This is a genomic window from Caldimonas sp. (genome assembly GCF_046289365.1).
GTDB lineage: Bacteria > Pseudomonadota > Gammaproteobacteria > Burkholderiales > Burkholderiaceae_C > Caldimonas.
On the sequence record NZ_JBKBVU010000025.1, the window covers coordinates 1 to 17,614 of the forward strand.

At 68.6% G+C, this 17,614-nt stretch carries 14 protein-coding genes; 6 read left to right on the plus strand and 8 right to left on the minus strand.

The window, feature by feature from the left end; all coding sequences use genetic code 11:
• On the plus strand, nt 1–939 hold a 939-nt coding region (locus tag ACK42S_RS04500; protein WP_409703913.1), incomplete at its 5' end, for a cell division protein FtsZ.
• Here the strand turns inward: ACK42S_RS04500 and gorA are convergent.
• Nucleotides 932–2,311, minus strand: coding sequence for a glutathione-disulfide reductase (gene gorA, locus ACK42S_RS04505; RefSeq protein ID WP_409703915.1), 1,380 nt, complete (start codon nt 2,309–2,311; stop codon nt 932–934). The two genes, ACK42S_RS04500 and gorA, sit on opposite strands and share 8 nt — an antisense overlap.
• A gap of 79 nt (nt 2,312–2,390) precedes the next feature.
• On the opposite strand from gorA, the gene ligA reads away from it, so the two are divergent.
• Both ligA and def read left to right on the plus strand, forming a co-directional pair.
• Nucleotides 2,391–4,481: an NAD-dependent DNA ligase LigA gene (ligA, locus tag ACK42S_RS04510; RefSeq protein WP_409703917.1), complete on the plus strand. Its 2,091-nt coding sequence runs from the start codon at nt 2,391–2,393 to the stop codon at nt 4,479–4,481.
• 1 nt (nt 4,482) lies between these two features.
• Nucleotides 4,483–5,019 (plus strand): peptide deformylase, encoded by a 537-nt coding sequence (gene def, locus ACK42S_RS04515; protein WP_409703919.1) that lies wholly within the window; start codon nt 4,483–4,485, stop codon nt 5,017–5,019.
• 6 nt (nt 5,020–5,025) lie between these two features.
• On the opposite strand, the gene ACK42S_RS04520 is transcribed toward def, so the two are convergent.
• The gene (locus tag ACK42S_RS04520) at nt 5,026–5,505 is read right to left on the minus strand and encodes an Lrp/AsnC family transcriptional regulator (RefSeq protein ID WP_409703921.1); all 480 of its coding nucleotides are present in this window, start codon (nt 5,503–5,505) and stop codon (nt 5,026–5,028) included.
• A 125-nt stretch (nt 5,506–5,630) separates the two neighbouring features.
• Here ACK42S_RS04520 and rocD point away from each other — a divergent pair, with 125 nt between their 5' ends.
• A complete protein-coding gene (gene rocD, locus ACK42S_RS04525) occupies nt 5,631–6,887 on the plus strand; it encodes an ornithine--oxo-acid transaminase (protein WP_409703923.1) in 1,257 nt (418 codons plus the stop codon).
• A gap of 11 nt (nt 6,888–6,898) precedes the next feature.
• Here the strand turns inward: rocD and ACK42S_RS04530 are convergent, their stop codons facing one another.
• The 3 genes from ACK42S_RS04530 to map are packed head-to-tail and all read right to left on the minus strand — an operon-like array spanning nt 6,899 to nt 10,930.
• Nucleotides 6,899–7,492 carry a mechanosensitive ion channel domain-containing protein gene (locus tag ACK42S_RS04530; protein WP_409703925.1) on the minus strand — a complete coding sequence of 198 codons (594 nt, stop codon included), beginning with the start codon at nt 7,490–7,492 and terminating at the stop codon, nt 6,899–6,901.
• Nucleotides 7,476–10,106 carry a [protein-PII] uridylyltransferase gene (locus tag ACK42S_RS04535; protein ID WP_409703927.1) on the minus strand — a complete coding sequence of 877 codons (2,631 nt, stop codon included), beginning with the start codon at nt 10,104–10,106 and terminating at the stop codon, nt 7,476–7,478. The genes ACK42S_RS04530 and ACK42S_RS04535 overlap by 17 nt, the downstream gene beginning before the upstream one ends.
• A 14-nt stretch (nt 10,107–10,120) precedes the next feature.
• Nucleotides 10,121–10,930 (minus strand): type I methionyl aminopeptidase, encoded by an 810-nt coding sequence (gene map / locus ACK42S_RS04540; RefSeq protein ID WP_409703929.1) that lies wholly within the window; start codon nt 10,928–10,930, stop codon nt 10,121–10,123.
• A gap of 122 nt (nt 10,931–11,052) precedes the next feature.
• Here map and purL point away from each other — a divergent pair, with 122 nt between their 5' ends.
• Nucleotides 11,053–15,039, plus strand: a complete 3,987-nt coding sequence (gene purL / locus ACK42S_RS04545; RefSeq protein WP_409703931.1) for a phosphoribosylformylglycinamidine synthase — start codon at nt 11,053–11,055, stop codon at nt 15,037–15,039.
• Nucleotides 15,027–15,740 carry a DUF1624 domain-containing protein gene (locus tag ACK42S_RS04550; protein WP_409703933.1) on the plus strand — a complete coding sequence of 238 codons (714 nt, stop codon included), beginning with the start codon at nt 15,027–15,029 and terminating at the stop codon, nt 15,738–15,740. The genes purL and ACK42S_RS04550 overlap by 13 nt, the downstream gene beginning before the upstream one ends.
• A 54-nt stretch (nt 15,741–15,794) precedes the next feature.
• Here the strand turns inward: ACK42S_RS04550 and ACK42S_RS04555 are convergent, their stop codons facing one another.
• The 3 genes from ACK42S_RS04555 to ACK42S_RS04565 form a co-directional block, all read right to left on the minus strand.
• Complete coding sequence (locus tag ACK42S_RS04555; protein ID WP_409703935.1) at nt 15,795–16,616, minus strand: peptidylprolyl isomerase; 822 nt, start codon at nt 16,614–16,616, stop codon at nt 15,795–15,797.
• 87 nt (nt 16,617–16,703) lie between these two features.
• Nucleotides 16,704–16,970 carry a BolA family protein gene (locus tag ACK42S_RS04560; RefSeq protein ID WP_409703937.1) on the minus strand — a complete coding sequence of 89 codons (267 nt, stop codon included), beginning with the start codon at nt 16,968–16,970 and terminating at the stop codon, nt 16,704–16,706.
• A 1-nt stretch (nt 16,971) separates the two neighbouring features.
• Entirely contained in the window at nt 16,972–17,598 is a 627-nt protein-coding gene (locus tag ACK42S_RS04565; protein ID WP_409703939.1) for a septation protein A, read from the minus strand.
• Between the last annotated feature and the right edge of the window lie 16 nt (nt 17,599–17,614).

The following is a 17,614-nucleotide window of genomic DNA, read 5'->3' on the forward strand; positions in this document are numbered from 1 at the left end:
AGCGAGGCCGTGCCCCAGCGTTTCGAGGAACCCGTGCTGCGACTCGAGGACTTCGAGCCACCGCCGGCCGACGCGCTGGAGAGCGCGCTGGCACCAACCCCCGCGCGGCGGCAGACCGGGCCGCGTCTGGACCCTTTGATCGATGCCATCGTCCCGCTGAGCGTGGAGCTGCGCTTCACCGGCGACAGTGTGATGCACCACCTGCCTGCCACCCGGCGTGCCGGCAGCAAACCCTTCTTCATCGAGGGGCTGAATGACGCCACCTCCGAATGGGAGCCGCCCCAGGCCGGTCAGACCTACCGCGAGTTCCAGGCCGGCGTGCAGTTGGCCAACCGCACTGGGGCGCTCAACGAGATCGAATACTCCGAGTTCGTGCAGAAGGTGCAGGCTTTTGCCGATGCGATCGGCGCGACGGCCGATTTCCCCGACATGCTCGACGTGGTCGCGCGCGCCCGCGAACTCGACCAGTTCGCCAGCCAGCACGATGCCCAGCTCGCCTGCCGTCTGGTGGCCCGCGGAGCGGCCTGGTCGGTAGCCTACATCCAGCAGCATGCGGCGCGCCATGGCTTTGTCTCCGGGGCCGTGCCGGGCCGTCTGGTGCTGCCGGGCAGCCAAGAAGGCGCTCCGGCCATGCTGATCCTGCAGTTCGACGCCCAGGCCGCCTTTGCCGAAGATCCCAACCGGGCGGCGGTGCGCGATGTGAGCCTGGCCTTCGACGTGCCTCAGACGAGCGCCGACGAGGCCCCCTTCCAGGCCTGGCAGGCCAGCGCGCAGGCCCTGGCCCTGGGCATGGAGGCCGCGGTGGTGGACGATGCCGGCCAGCCCCTGGGCCCCCAGGCGTTCGACGCCATCGGCCGCGAGCTCGAGCGGCTCTACGCCACATTGGAAGCGCGTGGCCTGCCGGCGGGTTCGCCGGCAGCGCGCCGCCTGTTCAGCTGAAGTCGCGCACCACGCGCGCGGGTTCGCGCATGAGCACGAATTCCTCGGCGGCAGTGGGATGCACGGCCAAGGTCCGGTCGAACTGGGTCTTTGTGGCACCGCAGCTCAGTGCTACCGCCAGGCTCTGCACGATCTCCGGGGCGTCGGTGCCCAGCATGTGCACGCCCATCACCCGGTCGGACACATCGTCGACCAGCAGCTTCATGTAGCAGCGCTCAGCGCCCCCGAAGAAGGCCTGGCGCATCGGGCGGAAGTCGCTCTCGTAGACCCGGTAAGGCTGGCGGCGCTGCCGCATCGCGGCCTCGGTGAGGCCGATCGTGCCCACGGGCGGCAAGGTGAACACGGCTGTGGCGGTCAGGCGCAAGTCGGGGAAACGATGGGTGGGGCCAAAGAGCGCATCGGCCAGCGCCCGTCCCTGGGCGATGGCCACCGGCGTGAGGTTGAGCCGGTCGGTCACGTCACCGATGGCGTAGACCCCCTCGGCTGGGGTCTGCAGCCGCTCATCGACCGGGACAGCACCGTGGCTGCCCAGCGGGATGCCCAGCGTCTCCAGACCCAGCCCGGCCGTGTTGGGCCGTCGGCCCGTGGCGTTGAGCACGAAGCTGGCCGCGAGGCAGCGGCCATCGGCCAGCACCACCTCCCAGCGGCCCGGCCCGCCGCGCACGGCCTTCACGCCCTGGCCCGAGATCCGCTCGATGCCCGCCTGCTCCAGGGCTGCCGCCAGGCGGCGCCGCACGTCTTCGTCGAAGCCCCGCAGGGGCAGGTCGGCACGGTGGACCAGCCGCACACAGACCCCCAGTCGGGCCAGCATGCTCGCGAACTCCAGCGCGATATAGCCGGCGCCGATCACCGTCGCGTCGGCCGGCAGCTCGCGCAGGTCGAGCAGCTCGTCGGAGGTGGGGCAATCGGCGATGCCCTCGATACTGTCGCGCACCGGCGAGGCCCCGGTGGCGATCAGCAGCCGTCGCGCGCGCAGCGTGCGCGCACCCACCTGCACCGTGTGCGGGCCCAGCACACGGGCCCGGCCTTCGAAGAGGGTCACGCCGGAGCTGGCCAGCAACTGGCGGTACACGCCTTCGAGGCGATCGGTCTCGGCCTTCTTGCGTGCAGCCCAGCGGGCCATGTCGAAGCGTGGGGCCCCATCGGGCAGCACCCAGCCGTATTCGGCCGCCTCGCGCAAGGCATCCCCATACTGTGCGGCGTACATCAGCAGCTTTTTCGGCACACAGCCGCGGATCACGCAGGTGCCGCCCACGCGGGAGGCTTCCACGATGCCGACCTTGGCGCCATGGGCTGCGGCCCGGCGCGAGGCCGCCACACCGCCTGAGCCGGCGCCCAGGGTCAGGAGGTCGAAATCGAAGGTCTCGGACATGGCAGGCTCTCCGGTGGCCATGCGCGCAGCTTAGCGCCCCCATGGCGAGGGCGTGCGCCGTGCGGGACAATGCCGTTCCATGAGCCAGCCTTCCCTGTTCGACCCGGCCCCGGCCTCCAGCGCCGAAGCGGCCCGGCGTGCCGCGTGGTTGCGCGAGCAACTGCATCACCATGCCCACCTGTACTATGTGCTCGATGCGCCCCAGATCCCGGATGCCGAGTACGACCGGATGTTCCAGGAGCTGCAGGCCCTGGAGGCCGCGCATCCCGAACTGTTGACGCCGGACTCGCCCACCCAGCGCGTGCTGGGCCGGGTGCTCGAGGGCTTCGAGCCGGTGCGGCATGCGGTGCCCATGCTGTCCATCCGCACCGAGACCGACACCGAACCCACTGGCGCCGCGAACTTCGACGCCCGCGTGCGACGCGAACTCAAGCTGACCGAGGCCGATCCGCCCATCGAGTACCAAGCCGAGCTGAAGTTCGACGGCCTGGCCATCAGCCTGCGTTACGAGGGTGGTGTGCTGGTGCGTGCGGCCACGCGGGGCGACGGCGAGGTGGGTGAAGACGTGACCCAGAACATCCGCACGATCCGCCAGATTCCGTTGCGCCTGAGCGGTGCGGCACCCGAGGTGCTGGAGGTGCGGGGCGAGGTCTACATGCGCCGGGATGATTTCGAGCGGCTCAACGCCCGCCAACGCGAGCTGGGCGAGAAGACCTTCGTCAACCCGCGCAACGCGGCGGCGGGCGCGGTGCGGCAGCTCGATCCGGCGATCGCAGCCCGGCGGCCTCTGAGCTTTTTCGCCTACGGCTGGGGCGAGGTGTCGGGCTGGCCTGAGCAGCCCGACACACAGTCCGGTGTGCTCGATGCCTTTGTGGCCCTGGGCCTGCCGGTGTGCGAGGAGCGTGCCGTGGTGCAGGGCGCGCAAGGCCTGATCGAGTTTCACCGTCGCATCGGCCAACGGCGTGATCAACTGCCTTTCGACATCGACGGGGTGGTCTACAAGGTGAACCGTCTGGACCTGCAGCGGCAGCTCGGCTACGTCACCCGCGAGCCGCGCTGGGCCGTGGCGCACAAGTATCCGGCGCAGGAGCAGATGACCACGGTGCTCGACATCGACATCCAGGTGGGCCGCACCGGCAAGCTCACGCCGGTGGCCAAGCTCGCGCCGGTCTTCGTGGGTGGCGTCACCGTGACCAACGCCACGCTGCACAACGAAGACGAAACCCGCCGCAAGGACGTGCGCATTGGCGACACGGTGATCGTGCGCCGCGCCGGCGACGTGATCCCCGAGGTGGTGGCCGTCGTCCTGGAACGCCGGCCGCCCGATGCCGGCGAGCCCTTCGACCTGTACCGGCGCCTGGCCGGCCGCTGCCCGGTGTGTGGCAGTGCCATCGTCCGCGAGGAAGGCGAGGTGGACTGGCGCTGCAGCGGCGGGCTGTACTGCGCGGCCCAACGCAAGCAGGCGCTGCTGCATTTCGCCCAGCGCCGGGCCATGGACATCGAGGGTCTGGGCGACAAGCTCGTCGATCAGCTCGTCGATGGAGGCCTCATCCGCACCCTGCCTGAGCTCTACACGCTGGGCGTGGCCAAGCTTTCGGCACTGGACCGGATGGGAGACAAGAGCGCCCGCAACCTGGTCGAGGCGCTGGAGAAATCCAAGCAGACCACGCTGCCGCGCTTTCTCTTCGCGCTGGGCATCCGCCACGTGGGTGAGGCCACGGCCAAGGACCTGGCACGCCACTTCGGCAGCCTGGACCGCATCATGGATGCGCGCGTGGAAGAACTGCTGGAGGTCAACGACGTGGGCCCCGTGGTGGCCCAGAGCATCCGCACCTTCTTCGATCAGCTGCACAACCGCGAGGTGGTCGAGCAGTTGCGCGCTGCGGGCGTGCACTGGCCCGAAGGCGAGGGCACGGCCAGCGACGCCCCGCGGCCGCTGCTGGGCAAGACCCTGGTGCTGACCGGCACCTTGCCCACGATGAGCCGGGACGAGGCCAAGGCCTTGATCGAGGCGGCCGGCGGGAAGGTGGCCGGCTCGGTGAGCAAGAAGACCCACTACGTGGTGGCCGGCGCGGAAGCCGGCAGCAAGCTGGCCAAGGCCGAGGAACTGGGCGTGCCGGTGCTGGACGAGTCGGGCCTGAAAGCCCTGCTGGATGGGAAGGACGTCTGAAATGGCTGTTCGAGAGATCCTCAAGATGGGCGACCCGCGCCTGCTGCGCGTGGCCAAGCCGGTGCTCGAGTTCGATACCCCCGAGCTGCGAGCCCTGGTGGACGATCTTTTCGACACCATGCGTGCCGCAAACGGCGCCGGGCTCGCCGCCCCCCAGATTGGTGTGGACTTGGCCGTGGTGATCTTCGGCTTTGCCCGCAACGAACGCTATCCCGAGGCGCCGCCCGTGCCCGAGACCGTGCTGGTCAATCCGCAGATCGAGCCGCTGGGCGATGCAGAAGAAGAAGGCTGGGAAGGCTGCCTGTCGGTGCCCGGCCTGCGCGGCGTGGTGCCGCGCTTTGCGCGCATCCGCTACAGCGGCTTTGACGTGCAGGGCCGGCGCATCGAGCGCGAGGCCGAGGGCTTCCACGCCCGGGTGGTACAGCACGAATGCGACCACCTGATCGGCAAGCTCTACCCGATGCGCGTGCGCGACTTCACCCGCTTCGGCTTCACCTCGGTGTTGTTTCCCGGCCTGGACGCCAGCGCCGAGGATTGACCGGGCTTACGCCACCGGCATCGGCGACGGTGGCTTGATCTCTTCCAGGCAAATGGTCGAGCGCACATTGTCCACACCGGGCACCTGCATCAGCCGGTCAGTGAGGAACTGCGACAGCGTCCGCAGGTCAGGAGCCACCACCTTGAGCAGGTAGTCGTGGTCGCCCGACACCGAGTGGCACTCGATGACTTCAGGGAAGTCCTGGAACACCTTCTCGAGCTCGCGCACGCGGGTGAACTGCTCGCGGTCGATGCTCAGGCCCACGAAGGCCATCACCGCCAGGCCCAGCGCCTCGCGGTCGACCTGCGCGGCATAGCCGCGGATCACACCACGGTCCTCGAGCGAGCGCACGCGGCGCAGGCACTGCGGCGCCGACAGATGCACCCGCAAGGCCAGATCGACATTGCTGATGCGACCCTCGGCCTGCAGCACCTCCAAAAGGCGCCGGTCGATGGCATCCAGGCCGCTTGCGGGGGTTGGTTGCATGAAACAGCCCTATCCATGAAATTTTGTTGTGCTTGCAAGGTTATACACACAACAAATGGAAATCAAATTTCCTGCCCACCGGCCTAGAGTGACGCTGAAACACATCCTTTCCACCTGGAGACACCATGTCCCTGCGTCCAGCCGAATTCACTGCCAGCCCGCGCGAACTGGAAGAGCGCTTTGGTGCACGCAACTACCACCCCCTGCCGGTCACCCTGGTGCGCGGTGAGGGCGTCTTCCTCTGGGATGACCAGGGGCGGCGTTACCTCGACATGATGTCGGCCTACTCGGCCGTCAGCTTCGGACACAGCCATCCGGTGCTCGTGCAGGCCCTGACCGAACAGGCCGCCCGTCTGGCCGTCACCTCGCGGGCCTTCCATACCGACCGTCTCGGACCCTTCCTGGCCCGGCTGTGCCGCCACACCGGCATGGACCGTGCCCTGCCGATGAACACGGGCGCCGAGGCCGTCGAGACCGCGATCAAGGCGGCCCGCAAGTGGGGCTACAAGGTCAAGGGCGTGCCCGAGGGCCAGGCCCGCATCCTGGTGGCCCAGGGCAACTTCGCGGGACGCACGACGACGATCGTGGGCTTCTCCAGCGAGCCGCAGTACCGGGACGGCTTCGGCCCCTTCGCCCCCGGCTTCGTCTCGGTCCCGTATGGCGACGTCGCTGCATTGGAGCGCGCCATCACCCCGCAGACCGTGGCCTTCCTGGTCGAGCCCATCCAGGGGGAGGCCGGCATCATCGTGCCGCCCCCGGGCTACCTGCGGGCGGCACGCGAGCTGTGCACCCGGCACCGGGTGCTGCTGATTTGCGACGAGGTGCAGACCGGCCTGGGTCGCACCGGGCGGATGCTGGCCTGCCAGCACGAGGACGTGGTGCCCGACGGCATCACGCTGGGCAAGGCCTTGGGCGGGGGGCTGTTGCCGGTGTCGGCCTTTTGCGCGCGCGAGGAGGTGATGGGAGTCTTCCGCCCCGGTGACCATGGCAGCACTTTTGGTGGCAACCCGCTGGGTGCGACGGTGGGCTTGGCCGCGCTGGAACTGCTCGAGCGCGAGGGGCTGTGTGAGCGGGCCTTGCATCTGGGCGAGCGCCTGATGCAGGGGCTGCGGGCTCTGCGTCACCCGGCCATCCGGGAGGTGCGTGGACGGGGTCTGCTCGTCGGGGTGGAGATCGACCGTGACTTTGCGCATGCCCGCAGCGTCTGCGAGGCCTTGATGCGCGAGGGCGTGCTGAGCAAGGACACGCACGACACCGTGGTGCGCTTCGCACCGCCGCTCACGGTGAATGCCGCCCAGGTGGACGAGGCCGTGGCCGCCTTTGGGCGCGCGCTGGTCGCGGTTCAGGCTCTGCGGCCGCAACCGGGTCGCAAGGCCGCCTGAGACATTCGGGCTCAATCATCGGGGTCGCCCGGGGCCTGGCCGTCGGGCGCGTCGGACGGCCGGCCCCGGCGCACCATGCGCTGGAAGAACAGGTTGTTGGGCACCTGCAACTTCGTGCCCTGGTCTTCCAGCAGCGTGGTGTAGACGACGTTGATATCGATCACCACGCCCTTGAGACCGGGCTTGTCGCCGCTTTCCAGCACTTCGATGTGGTCGTGCAGGCGGAACAGCCGGGTGCTGAAGATCAGGATCGTGCAGAAAATGTTCGACAGCACGCTCCAGGCGGCGAAGAAAGCCACCGCCGCCACGGCGGCAAAGCCGGTGAAGGCCGTCCACAGCACGCTGCCCGAGACGCCCAGCCGCTCCAGGATCAGCAGGATGGCCGCGGCGTAGACGAGGAAGCCCAGCACGCGCCGCGCGCCCATGTGCACCTCGGCGGGCAACTGGTAGTGCGAGCACACGCGCTTGATCGCCAGCCGCAGCGCGGCACGCAGCACATACGCGGCCACCAGGATCAGGAGCACCTGGCTGGCCGGGATGATGAGGTCCAGCCACTCCAGGATCCATTGCGGCAATTGCGTCTTCAGCTCAGCCAGCCAGCGCATCGAGCAGATCCGACTCCATGGAAAGTTGCACCTTGGACTGCTGCAGCGCCGGCCCGTCGATCAGGAAGGTGTCCTCGACCCGTTCGCCCAGCGTGGTGACCTTGGCCAGTTGCAGGTTGACGCGGTACTTGGCCAACACCCGGGCGATGGAATACAGCAGGCCCGAGCGGTCGCTTGCCGAGACAGTGAGCAGCCAGCGCTGGGCCCGCTCGTCCGGGCGCAGCAGCACACGCGGCTGCACGGGGAAGGACTTCACCCGCCGCGACAACCGCCCGCGGCTGGGCTCGGGCAGCGGCCCGCCGCGGGTCAGGGCCTGATGGAGCTGGTTTTCCACCAGCGAGATCAGGTCGCGGTGGTGCAGGTCGAGGCTGGGGGCGATCACCTGGAAGGTGTCCAGCGCGTAGCCGGTGCGCGTGGTGTGGATGCGTGCGTCCAGGATGTTGAAGCCGGCACTGTCGAAGTAGCCGCAGATGCGCGCGAAGAGGTCGTCCTGGTCGGGAGCGTAGACCACCACCTGCAGCCCTTCGCCCGCGGCCGACGGCCGGGCCTTGACCACCGGGTAGCCGGCATCCACGTGGCGCCACAAGGAGCGGGCATGCCAGGCGATGTCGGCGGCCTCGTGGCGGGCAAAATAGCTCAGCTCCAGGGTCTGCCACAGCGGTTCCTGCACCCCAGGCAGCATCGAATACAGCGCCAGCATCTGCAGGGCTTCCTGCTTGCGGGTCTCGATCTCGGCAGCCAGGTTGGGCTGCGCGCCGCCCAGGGAGCGCAGGGTCAGGCGGTAGAGGTCTTCGAGCAGCTTGCCCTTCCAGCCGTTCCACACCTTCGGGCTGGTGCCGCGGATGTCGGCCACGGTCAGCAGGTACAGCGCGGTGAGCCGGCGCTCGGTCTGAACGAGCCGGGCAAAGCCGGTGATCACCTCCGGGTCGCTCAGGTCCTCCTTCTGGGCCACGCGCGACATCGTCAAGTGGTGCTGCACCAGGAACTCGATGAGCCGCGCGTCCTCCTTCGGGACGTCATGGTCGCGGCAGAAGCGCCGCACCTCGACGGCGCCCAGGTCGGAGTGGTCGCCGCCGCGGCCCTTGGCCACGTCGTGGAAGAGGGCGGCCACGTACAGCACGTAAGGCCGGTCGAACTGCGAGGCCAGCTGCGAGCAGAAGGGGTATTCGTGCGCATGCTCGGGGATGAAGAAACGCCTGACGTTGCGCAGCACCATCAGGATGTGCTGGTCCACGGTGTAGACGTGGAAGAGGTCGTGCTGCATGCGCCCGACGATGCGCCGGAACACCCAGAGGTAGCGCCCCAGCACCGAGGTCTGGTTCATCAGCCGCAGCACATGGGTCTGGCCCAGCGGCTGCTGCAGGATCTGCATGAAGGTGGCGCGGTTGACCGGGTCGCGGCGGAACTCGGCGTCCATCAGCTCGCGGGCGTTGTACAGCGCGCGCAGCGTGCGCGCCGACAGGCCCTTGATGCCCGGGGTGCGCTGGTAGACCAGGAAAGTGCGCAAGATGGCATGACGGTCGCGCTCGTAGAGATCGTCGCTGACCACCTCGAGCATGCCGCCGCGGTCCAGGAAGTGCTCGTCGATGGGGCGCATGGGCGTGTTCTGCGAGCCCAGGATGCGCTCCTCGATGTTGAGCATCAGGATCAGGTTGAGCTGGGTTACCGCCTTGGCCGCCCAGTAGTAGCGGTGCATCAAGGCCTCGGAGGCGCGCCGGGCCTTGGTGGGCCGGTAGCCGAAGCTTTCGGCCACCGCGGTCTGCAGGTCGAACACCAGGCGGTCCTCGCGTCGGCCGGCCACCACATGCAGCCGCGCGCGGATCAGGCGCAGCAAAGCCTCGTTGCGCTGCACCTGCTTGAGCTCGAAGGGGGTCATCAGCCCGCTGGCGGCCAGGGCCGGCCACGTCCTGCCCAGCCCGGCCGCCTTGGCCACCCACATGACCACCTGCAGGTCACGCAGGCCGCCGGGACTTTCCTTGCAGTTGGGCTCCAGCGAGTAGGGCGTGTCCTCGTACTTCTGGTGACGCTGACGCATCTCCAGCGTCTTGGCGCGCAGGAAGGCACGCGCGTCCATGCGCGTGTCGAAGGCCTTGCGGAAGCGCTGGAACAGGCTGCGCGAGCCGCACAGCAGGCGCGACTCGAGCAAGGCCGTCTGCACCGTCACGTCGCGCGCGGCCTCGTCCAGGCAGTCCTGCACGCTGCGCACGCTGGAGCCGATCTCCAGGCCGATGTCCCAGCAGGCGGTGATGAAACCCTCGATGCTGGACTTCCAGGCCGCATTGTCCTGGACGCCTGTGCCCGGCTCGTCGGGCAGCAGCACCAGCACGTCCACGTCGGAATAGGGGTAGAGCTCACCTCGCCCGTAGCCTCCCACGGCGACCAGGGCCGCCCCTTGGGGCAGGTAGGCATGGGTCCACAGGCCGGTCAAGGTCTGGTCCACATGACGGCACAGCTCGCGCACCAGTCGGGTGGCCGCCGAGGTGGTGGGACGGCCGTCGCGGAAGGCCTGGAGCAGGGCCTGCTTGCGCTGTCGGAACTGCGTGCGCAGGTCGGCCACGCGGGCCGCGCCGTCCTGGGAGTGCGCCTCCGGGGGCGCTGTGCTCGCAACGGCCATGCAGACTCCCGGTCTCAGGCGTTGGCGCGGATGAAGTCGGGCAGGGGCGGGTAGCCCGCCGACAGCGTGAGGATCTCGTAGCCGGTGTCGGTGACGGCCACGGTGTGCTCCCATTGGGCCGACAGCGAGCGATCGCGCGTCACGATGGTCCAGCCGTCGGGCATTTCCCGGATCTCGCGGCGCCCGGCGTTGACCATGGGCTCGATCGTGAAGACCATGCCCGGTACCAGTTCGTCCAGCGTGCCCGGGCGACCGTAGTGCAGCACCTGCGGCTCCTCGTGGAACTTGCGGCCGATGCCGTGACCGCAAAACTCGCGCACCACCGAATAGCCGGCATTCTCGACGAAGGTCTGGATCGCATGGCCGATGTCACCCAGCCGGGCGCCTGGCCTGACCTTGGCGATGCCGCGCCACATGGCTTCGTAAGTGATCTGACACAGCCGCCGGGCGGCGATCGACCCTTCGCCGACGATGAACATGCGGCTGGTGTCGCCATGCCAGCCGTCCTTGATCACGGTGACGTCGATGTTGACGATGTCGCCGTTCTTCAAAGGGCGGTCGTTGGGGATGCCGTGGCAGACCTGGTGATTGACCGAGGTGCAGATCGCCGACGGGAAGGGCGGGTAGCCGGGAGGCTGGTAGCCCACCGTGGCCGACGTGGCGCCTTGGACGTTCTCGATGTAGTCCAGTGCCAACTTGTCGAGATGGGCCGTCGTGACGCCGGGCTTGACGTGCGGCGTGAGGTAGTCCAGCACCTCCGAGGCCAGGCGGCCGGCCACGCGCATGCCTTCGAGGTCTTCGGGCGTCTTGATGGTGATGCTCATGTCCGGATTATCTCAGGCCCATCCCCGGGCCGGGCGCCCCGGTAAAATCCCGGCTTTGCGTCCGGTGTCATCCGCCAATCCAGCGGACCGGGCGACCGCTCCACCCGCACGAGTTCCCCCACGTGACTGCCTCTGCCAAACACCTCCTGCACTTCGAGGGCGGCAATGCCCTGTCCGCCTTCCGGGCCCAGGCCCTGCTGCCGCGTCTGCAGGCGATCGCGGCGCAGATCGTGGGCGTGAGCGCCCGTCACGTGCACTGGGTGTGGTGTGACGCCCCGCTGGAGCGAGCAGCACAGGACAAGCTGGCAGCCCTGCTCGACTATGGAGACCCCTACACCGCTGGCTCGGACGGAGCGCTCGTGGTGGTGATGCCGCGTCTGGGCACCGTCTCGCCCTGGGCCTCCAAGGCCACGGACATCGCCCACAACTGCGGCCTGGCCGTCAAGCGCATCGAGCGGGTGACCGAGTACCGGCTGAAGCTCCAAGGCGGCCTGCTGCGCGGCCCCAAGCCGCTGGAGGCGACCACCCTGCAGGCCCTGGCCGCCGAGCTGCACGACCGGATGACCGAAAGCGTGGCCTTCGAACGCGAGGCCTGCGTCCACCTCTTCGACGAGCAGCCCGGCAAGCCCATGGAGCACGTGGACGTGCTGGGCCAGGGCCGCAAGGCGCTGGAAGCCGCCAACCGGGACTTCGGCCTGGCGCTGTCCGATGACGAAATCGACTACCTGGTCGAGGCCTTCCGCGGCCTGCAGCGCAACCCGAGCGACGTCGAACTGATGATGTTCGCCCAGGCCAACAGCGAGCACTGCCGCCACAAGATCTTCAACGCGAACTTCACGATCGACGGGCAGCCCCAGGAACGCTCGATGTTCGCGATGATCCGCAACACCCACCAGCTCGCGCCGCAGTACACCGTCGTGGCCTATGCCGACAACGCCGCGGTGATGGAAGGCGGCCCGGTGAGAGCCTGGCGCCCCCAGGGCTACACCAACGCGCCGCGCTATGCGGCCCACGACGAGGTGGCTCACGTGCTGATGAAGGTGGAGACCCACAACCACCCCACGGCCATCTCGCCCTTCCCGGGGGCCGCCACCGGCGCCGGCGGCGAGATCCGCGACGAAGGCGCCACCGGCCGGGGGGCCCAGCCCAAGGCGGGCCTGACGGGCTTTTCGGTGTCCAACCTGCACCTGCCCGGCACGGATGAACCCTGGGAACGTGCCCCCTACGGCAAGCCCGCCCACATTGCCAGCGCCCTGCAGATCATGATCGAAGGCCCGCTGGGCGGCGCGGCCTTCAACAACGAATTCGGCCGGCCCAACCTGGGCGGCTACTTCCGGGTCTACGAGCAGGATGTGGACGGCGTGCGCCGCGGCTACCACAAGCCGATCATGATCGCCGGGGGCCTGGGACGCATCCGCGAGGGACAGACCCACAAGCTGCCCTTCGGTGCGGGCACCTTGCTGATCCAGCTCGGCGGCCCGGGGATGCGCATCGGCATGGGCGGGGGAGCGGCCAGTTCGATGGCCGCCGGGGTGAATGCGGCCGACCTCGACTTCGATTCGGTACAGCGCGGCAACCCCGAGATCCAGCGCCGTGCGCAGGAGGTCATCAACCACTGCTTCGGTCTGGATGAGAAGAACCCCATCCTGGCCATCCACGACGTGGGAGCGGGGGGCATCTCCAACGCCTTCCCCGAGCTGGTGGACGGTGCCGGCGTGGGCGCCACCTTCGACCTGCGCAAGGTGCCGCTGGAAGAGAGCGGCCTGGCGCCCAAGGAGATCTGGTGCAACGAAAGCCAGGAGCGTTACGTCCTGGCGGTGGCCCCTGAGGGCCTGCCGCTGTTCGAGGCCCTGTGCGAGCGGGAACGCTGCCCGTTTGCCGTGGTGGGCGTGGCCTCCAGCGACAAGGCCCTGGTGCTGGAAGACGGCCCCGGCGGGGAGCGGGCCATCGACATGCCCATGGATGTGCTGCTGGGCAAGCCGCCGCGGATGCACCGCAACGTGCAGCGCGTCGCCCGGCACTCGCCGCCGCTGGACCTGACCGGCGTGAGCCTGCAGCAGGCCGCCTTCGACGTGCTGCGCCACCCCACGGTGGCCAGCAAGCGCTTTCTGATCACCATCGGCGACCGCACCGTGGGCGGCATGAGCCACCGCGACCAGATGGTGGGCCCCTGGCAGGTGCCGGTGGCCGACTGCGCCGTGACCCTGGCCGACTACACGGGCTTGCGCGGCGAGGCCATGAGCATGGGCGAACGCACCCCGCTGGCCGCGGTGGACGCCCCCGCCTCGGGCCGCATGGCGGTGGCCGAGGCGATCACCAACCTGTTGGCCGCCCCGATCGACCTGGCGCGGGTCAAGCTGTCGTGCAACTGGATGGCCGCCTGCGGCGAACCCGGCGAGGACGCGGCGCTGTACGACACCGTGAAGGCCGTGGGCATGGAGCTGTGCCCGGCGTTGGGCATCAGCGTGCCCGTGGGCAAGGATTCCCTGTCGATGCGCACGCGCTGGCATGACGGCGGTGTGGACAAGCAGGTGACGGCGCCGGTCTCGCTGATCGTCTCGGCCTTCGTCACGCTCGATGATGTGCGCGGCACCCTCACCCCCCAGTTGCAAGGGGGCGACACGACGCTGCTGCTGGTGGATCTGGGCCAGGGCCGCCACCGCCTGGGTGGCTCCATCCTGGCGCAGGCCCTGGGCGGCTTTGGCGGCGAGGTGCCCGACCTGGACGACCCGGCGCTGCTGAAGTCCCTGGTGGCCGCCGTCAACGAACTGCGCGCCCAGGGGTGGCTGCTGGCCTACCATGACCGCAGCGACGGTGGCCTGTGGGCGACGGTGTGCGAGATGGCCTTTGCCGGCCACCGCGGCGTGAGCCTGAACGTGGACCTGCTGGTGACCGAAAGCGACGGCATCGGCGACAGCCGGGCCGACTATGGCGACTCCAAGAACTGGGCCCAGCAGGTCAGCGAGCGTCGCAACGAGCTCACGCTGCGCGCGCTCTTCAACGAAGAGCTGGGCGTGGTGCTGCAGGTGCCCACGGCCCGGCGCGATGAGGCCTTCGCCGTGCGGCGCCGCCATGGCCTGTCGCGCCACAGCCATGTGATCGGCAAGCCCAACGACCGCGGCACCGTGGAGGTCTGGCGCGACGCGAAGTCGGTCTTCTGCGCACCGCTGCGCGACCTGCACCAGGCCTGGGACGAGGTGAGCTGGCGCATTGCGATGCTGCGCGACAACCCGGCCTGCGCACAAGCCGAGCACGATGCGGCCGGCGACCCGGCCGATGCCGGGCTGCAGGTCAAGCCGAGCTTCGACCCGGCCGAGGACGTGGCCGCACCCTTCCTGAACCTCGCGCGTCCCAAGGTGGCGATCCTGCGCGAGCAGGGCGTCAACTCGCATGTCGAGATGAGCTACGCCATGGACCAGGCGGGCTTCGACACCTACGACGTGCACATGAGCGATCTGCAGTTCGGCCGCGCTCGGCTGGACCAGTTCCAGGGTCTGGTGGCCTGTGGCGGCTTCAGCTACGGCGACACCCTGGGAGCCGGCGAAGGCTGGGCCCGCTCGATCCTGTTCAACCCCCGGCTGGCCGAGCAGTTCGCCGCCTTCTTCCAGCGCACCGACAGCTTCGCCTTGGGCGTGTGCAACGGCTGCCAGATGATGGCGGCCCTGTCGCCCCTCATCCCGGGCACGGCAGCCTGGCCGCGCTTCACGCGCAACCGCAGCGAACAGTTCGAGGCCCGCCTGAGCCAGGTCGAGGTGCTTGACAGCCCCTCGATCTTCTTCACCGGCATGGCCGGCAGCCTGCTGCCCATCGCGGTGGCGCATGGGGAAGGTTATGCCGACTTCTCCCGGCGTGGCGATGCCAAGGCTGTGCACGCGGCGATGCGCTTCGTCGACAGCCAGGGCCGGCCTACCGAGGCTTACCCGGCCAACCCCAATGGCAGCCCGGGCGGCCTGACGGCGGTCACCACCGCCGACGGGCGCTTCACGGCACTGATGCCGCACCCGGAGCGGGTGTTCCGCAACATCCAGATGAGCTGGACCTCGGGCGACCCGGCGGCCTTCAGCCCCTGGATGCGGATGTTCCGCAACGCGCGTCGATGGGTGGGCTGAGGTTCGAGCGGCTGGATGCCCTGCGGGCAGCCGCCATCGTCTGGATGGCGGCCTACCACTTCTGCTACGACCTCAACCTCTTCGGATTCATCCGCGAGAACTTCTACAGCGACCCGTTCTGGACGACACAGCGCACGGCCATCGTGTCGCTGTTCCTCTTCTGCGCGGGCCTGGGCCAGGCGGTGGCCTGGCAGCAGGGGCAGGGCTGGCCGCGCTTCTGGCGGCGCTGGGGCCAGGTGGCCGGCTGTGCGGTGCTGGTGAGCCTCGGCTCGTACCTGATGTTCCCGCGCAGCTTCATCTATTTCGGAGTGCTCCACGGGATCGCAGTGATGCTCATCGTCACGCGGCTGACCGCCGGCTGGGGACGCTGGCTGTGGCCGCTGGGCCTGGCCGCGATCGTGCTGCCGCAGTTCGTGCAGCATCCGTTTTTCGACACGCGATGGACGAACTGGTTGGGCCTCATCACCCGCAAGCCGGTCACCGAGGACTATGTGCCACTGCTGCCCTGGCTGGGCGTGATGTGGTGGGGCTTGGCCGCCGGGCAATGGATGCTCGCGCAGCGGCCCGGCTGGCTCGCCGGCGGCGTGCCGCGCACCCTGGCGCCCTTGGCGCGGCTGGGGCGGTGGAGCCTGAGCTTTTACATGCTGCACCAGCCGGTGTTCATCGGGGCCCTGGCGGCGCTCGTCTGGCTGTCGCGCTGAGCCCATGAAAAAGGGCGCCCCGCCAGGCGCCCCGATCTCAGGCGTGAAGCCGACTCACTGCTCGAACTTGTAGTCCGTGCGGGCTGCCTTGCGCAGGCCTTCGCGGAAGTCGATCATCTTTTGCTGTTGCAGGCGTTGCTGGATCTGCGGCTTGACGTCGTCCAGCGGCGGGAACTGGGCCTCGCGCACATCTTCGAGCTTGATGACGTGGTAGCCGAACTGAGACTTGACCGGCGCCTCGGTGACCTGGCCCTTGTTGAGCTTGACCATGGCCTGGGAGAACTCGGGCACGTAGGTGCTGGCCTCGGCCCAGTCGAGGTCGCCGCCTTTGGCCGCGGAACCGGGGTCTTTGGAGTTCTTCTTGGCCAGCTCCTCGAAGCTCGCACCGCCCTTGATCTGGGCGATCAGACGCTTGGCCTCATCTTCCTTCTCGACCAGGATGTGGCGGGCGCGATATTCCTTCTCGCTGCCGGCCTGGGCCTTGAACTTGTCGTACTCGGCCTGGATCTCGGCGTCCGTGACGGGGTTCTTCTTCTCGAAGTCCTGGAACAGCGCCTGGATCAGCACGTTCTGGCGCACCAGCTCCATCTGGCGGCGGTACTCGGGTGTGGCTGCCAGGCCACGACGCTCGGCTTCCTGCGTGTAGATCTCGTTGAGCACGATCTGGTCGCGGGCCAGGCGTTCGATGTCCGGAGGCAGGGCACGGCCGGACGCATCGGCCTGGCGCTTGACCTGCTCGAGCAGGGCATCCACGCGCGCCTTCGGCACGGCCTTGCCGTTGACGATGGCCACGTTCTGGGCCGTCGCCGTGGCCGGCAGCAGCGCAGCGCCCAGGGCCAGGCTCAACGCACCGATGGCGAAAACAGACTTCTTCATGCAGGAAACCTCGTGATTGGAAGGAAAGTGCGGGCGACAGCCGCGGCTCGCGCAGGGCCCAGGCGGCATCACCGCCGGGCTGGATCCTCAGACCTCGTCAGGGGCATGGGTTTGCAAGGCCAAAGCGTGGATGCCCTGAGGGATCAGTGGGGCGAGGGCATCATACACGAGGCGGTGCCGGGCCACACGTGACAAACCGTGAAACCGTGCGCTCACGATGCGCACGCTGAAATGACGGCCTTCACGCGCACCGGCGTGGCCCGCATGGAGGTGGCTGTCGTCCTGGACCGACAGGCTCAGCGGCTCCAGGGTCTCGCGCAGTCGGCTCTCGATCTGGTGGGCACTCACGGGCATCTCAGGAAGCTTCCTCGTTCTTCAGGTGGCGGCTCAGGTAGACCGCCTGGGCGAGCAGAAAAAGCAGCATCAGGCCGAGCGAGCCGAACACCTTGAAGTTCACCCAGACGTCCGTGGGGTAGCTGTAGGCCACGTACACGTTGAGCAGGCCCATCAGGCCGAAGAAGGCGATCCAGGCGAAGTTCAGGCGCTGCCACACCAAGGCGGGAAGATCGATCTGCCCGCCCATCAGCGCGTGGAGCAGGTTGTGGCGAAAGATGACATGGCTGACCCACAGGCTGGCTCCCATGATCCAGTACAGCACACTGGGCTTCCACTTGATGAAGGTTGCACTGTGGAACCACAACGTGGCACCGCCCAGCGCCAGCACGAGCACCAGGCTGACCCACAGCATCGCGTCTACACGCCGCCCCCGCGCCACCAGGACGCCGATCTGCACGGCCGTGGCCGCCATGACCACGGCGGTCGCGAGCAGGACGGGGGCGGTCTGCGCATCCACCGCCGGGCCCGTGCCCAACGGGCCGAACCAGGCCGTGGCCAGTTCGACGGCGGGCCCAGGCTGGGATTGCGCCAGCTTGTAGCTGCCAAAGAACAGGATGAGCGGCAGGAAGTCGAAGAACAGTTTCATCGGGTGGCAGCAGCAG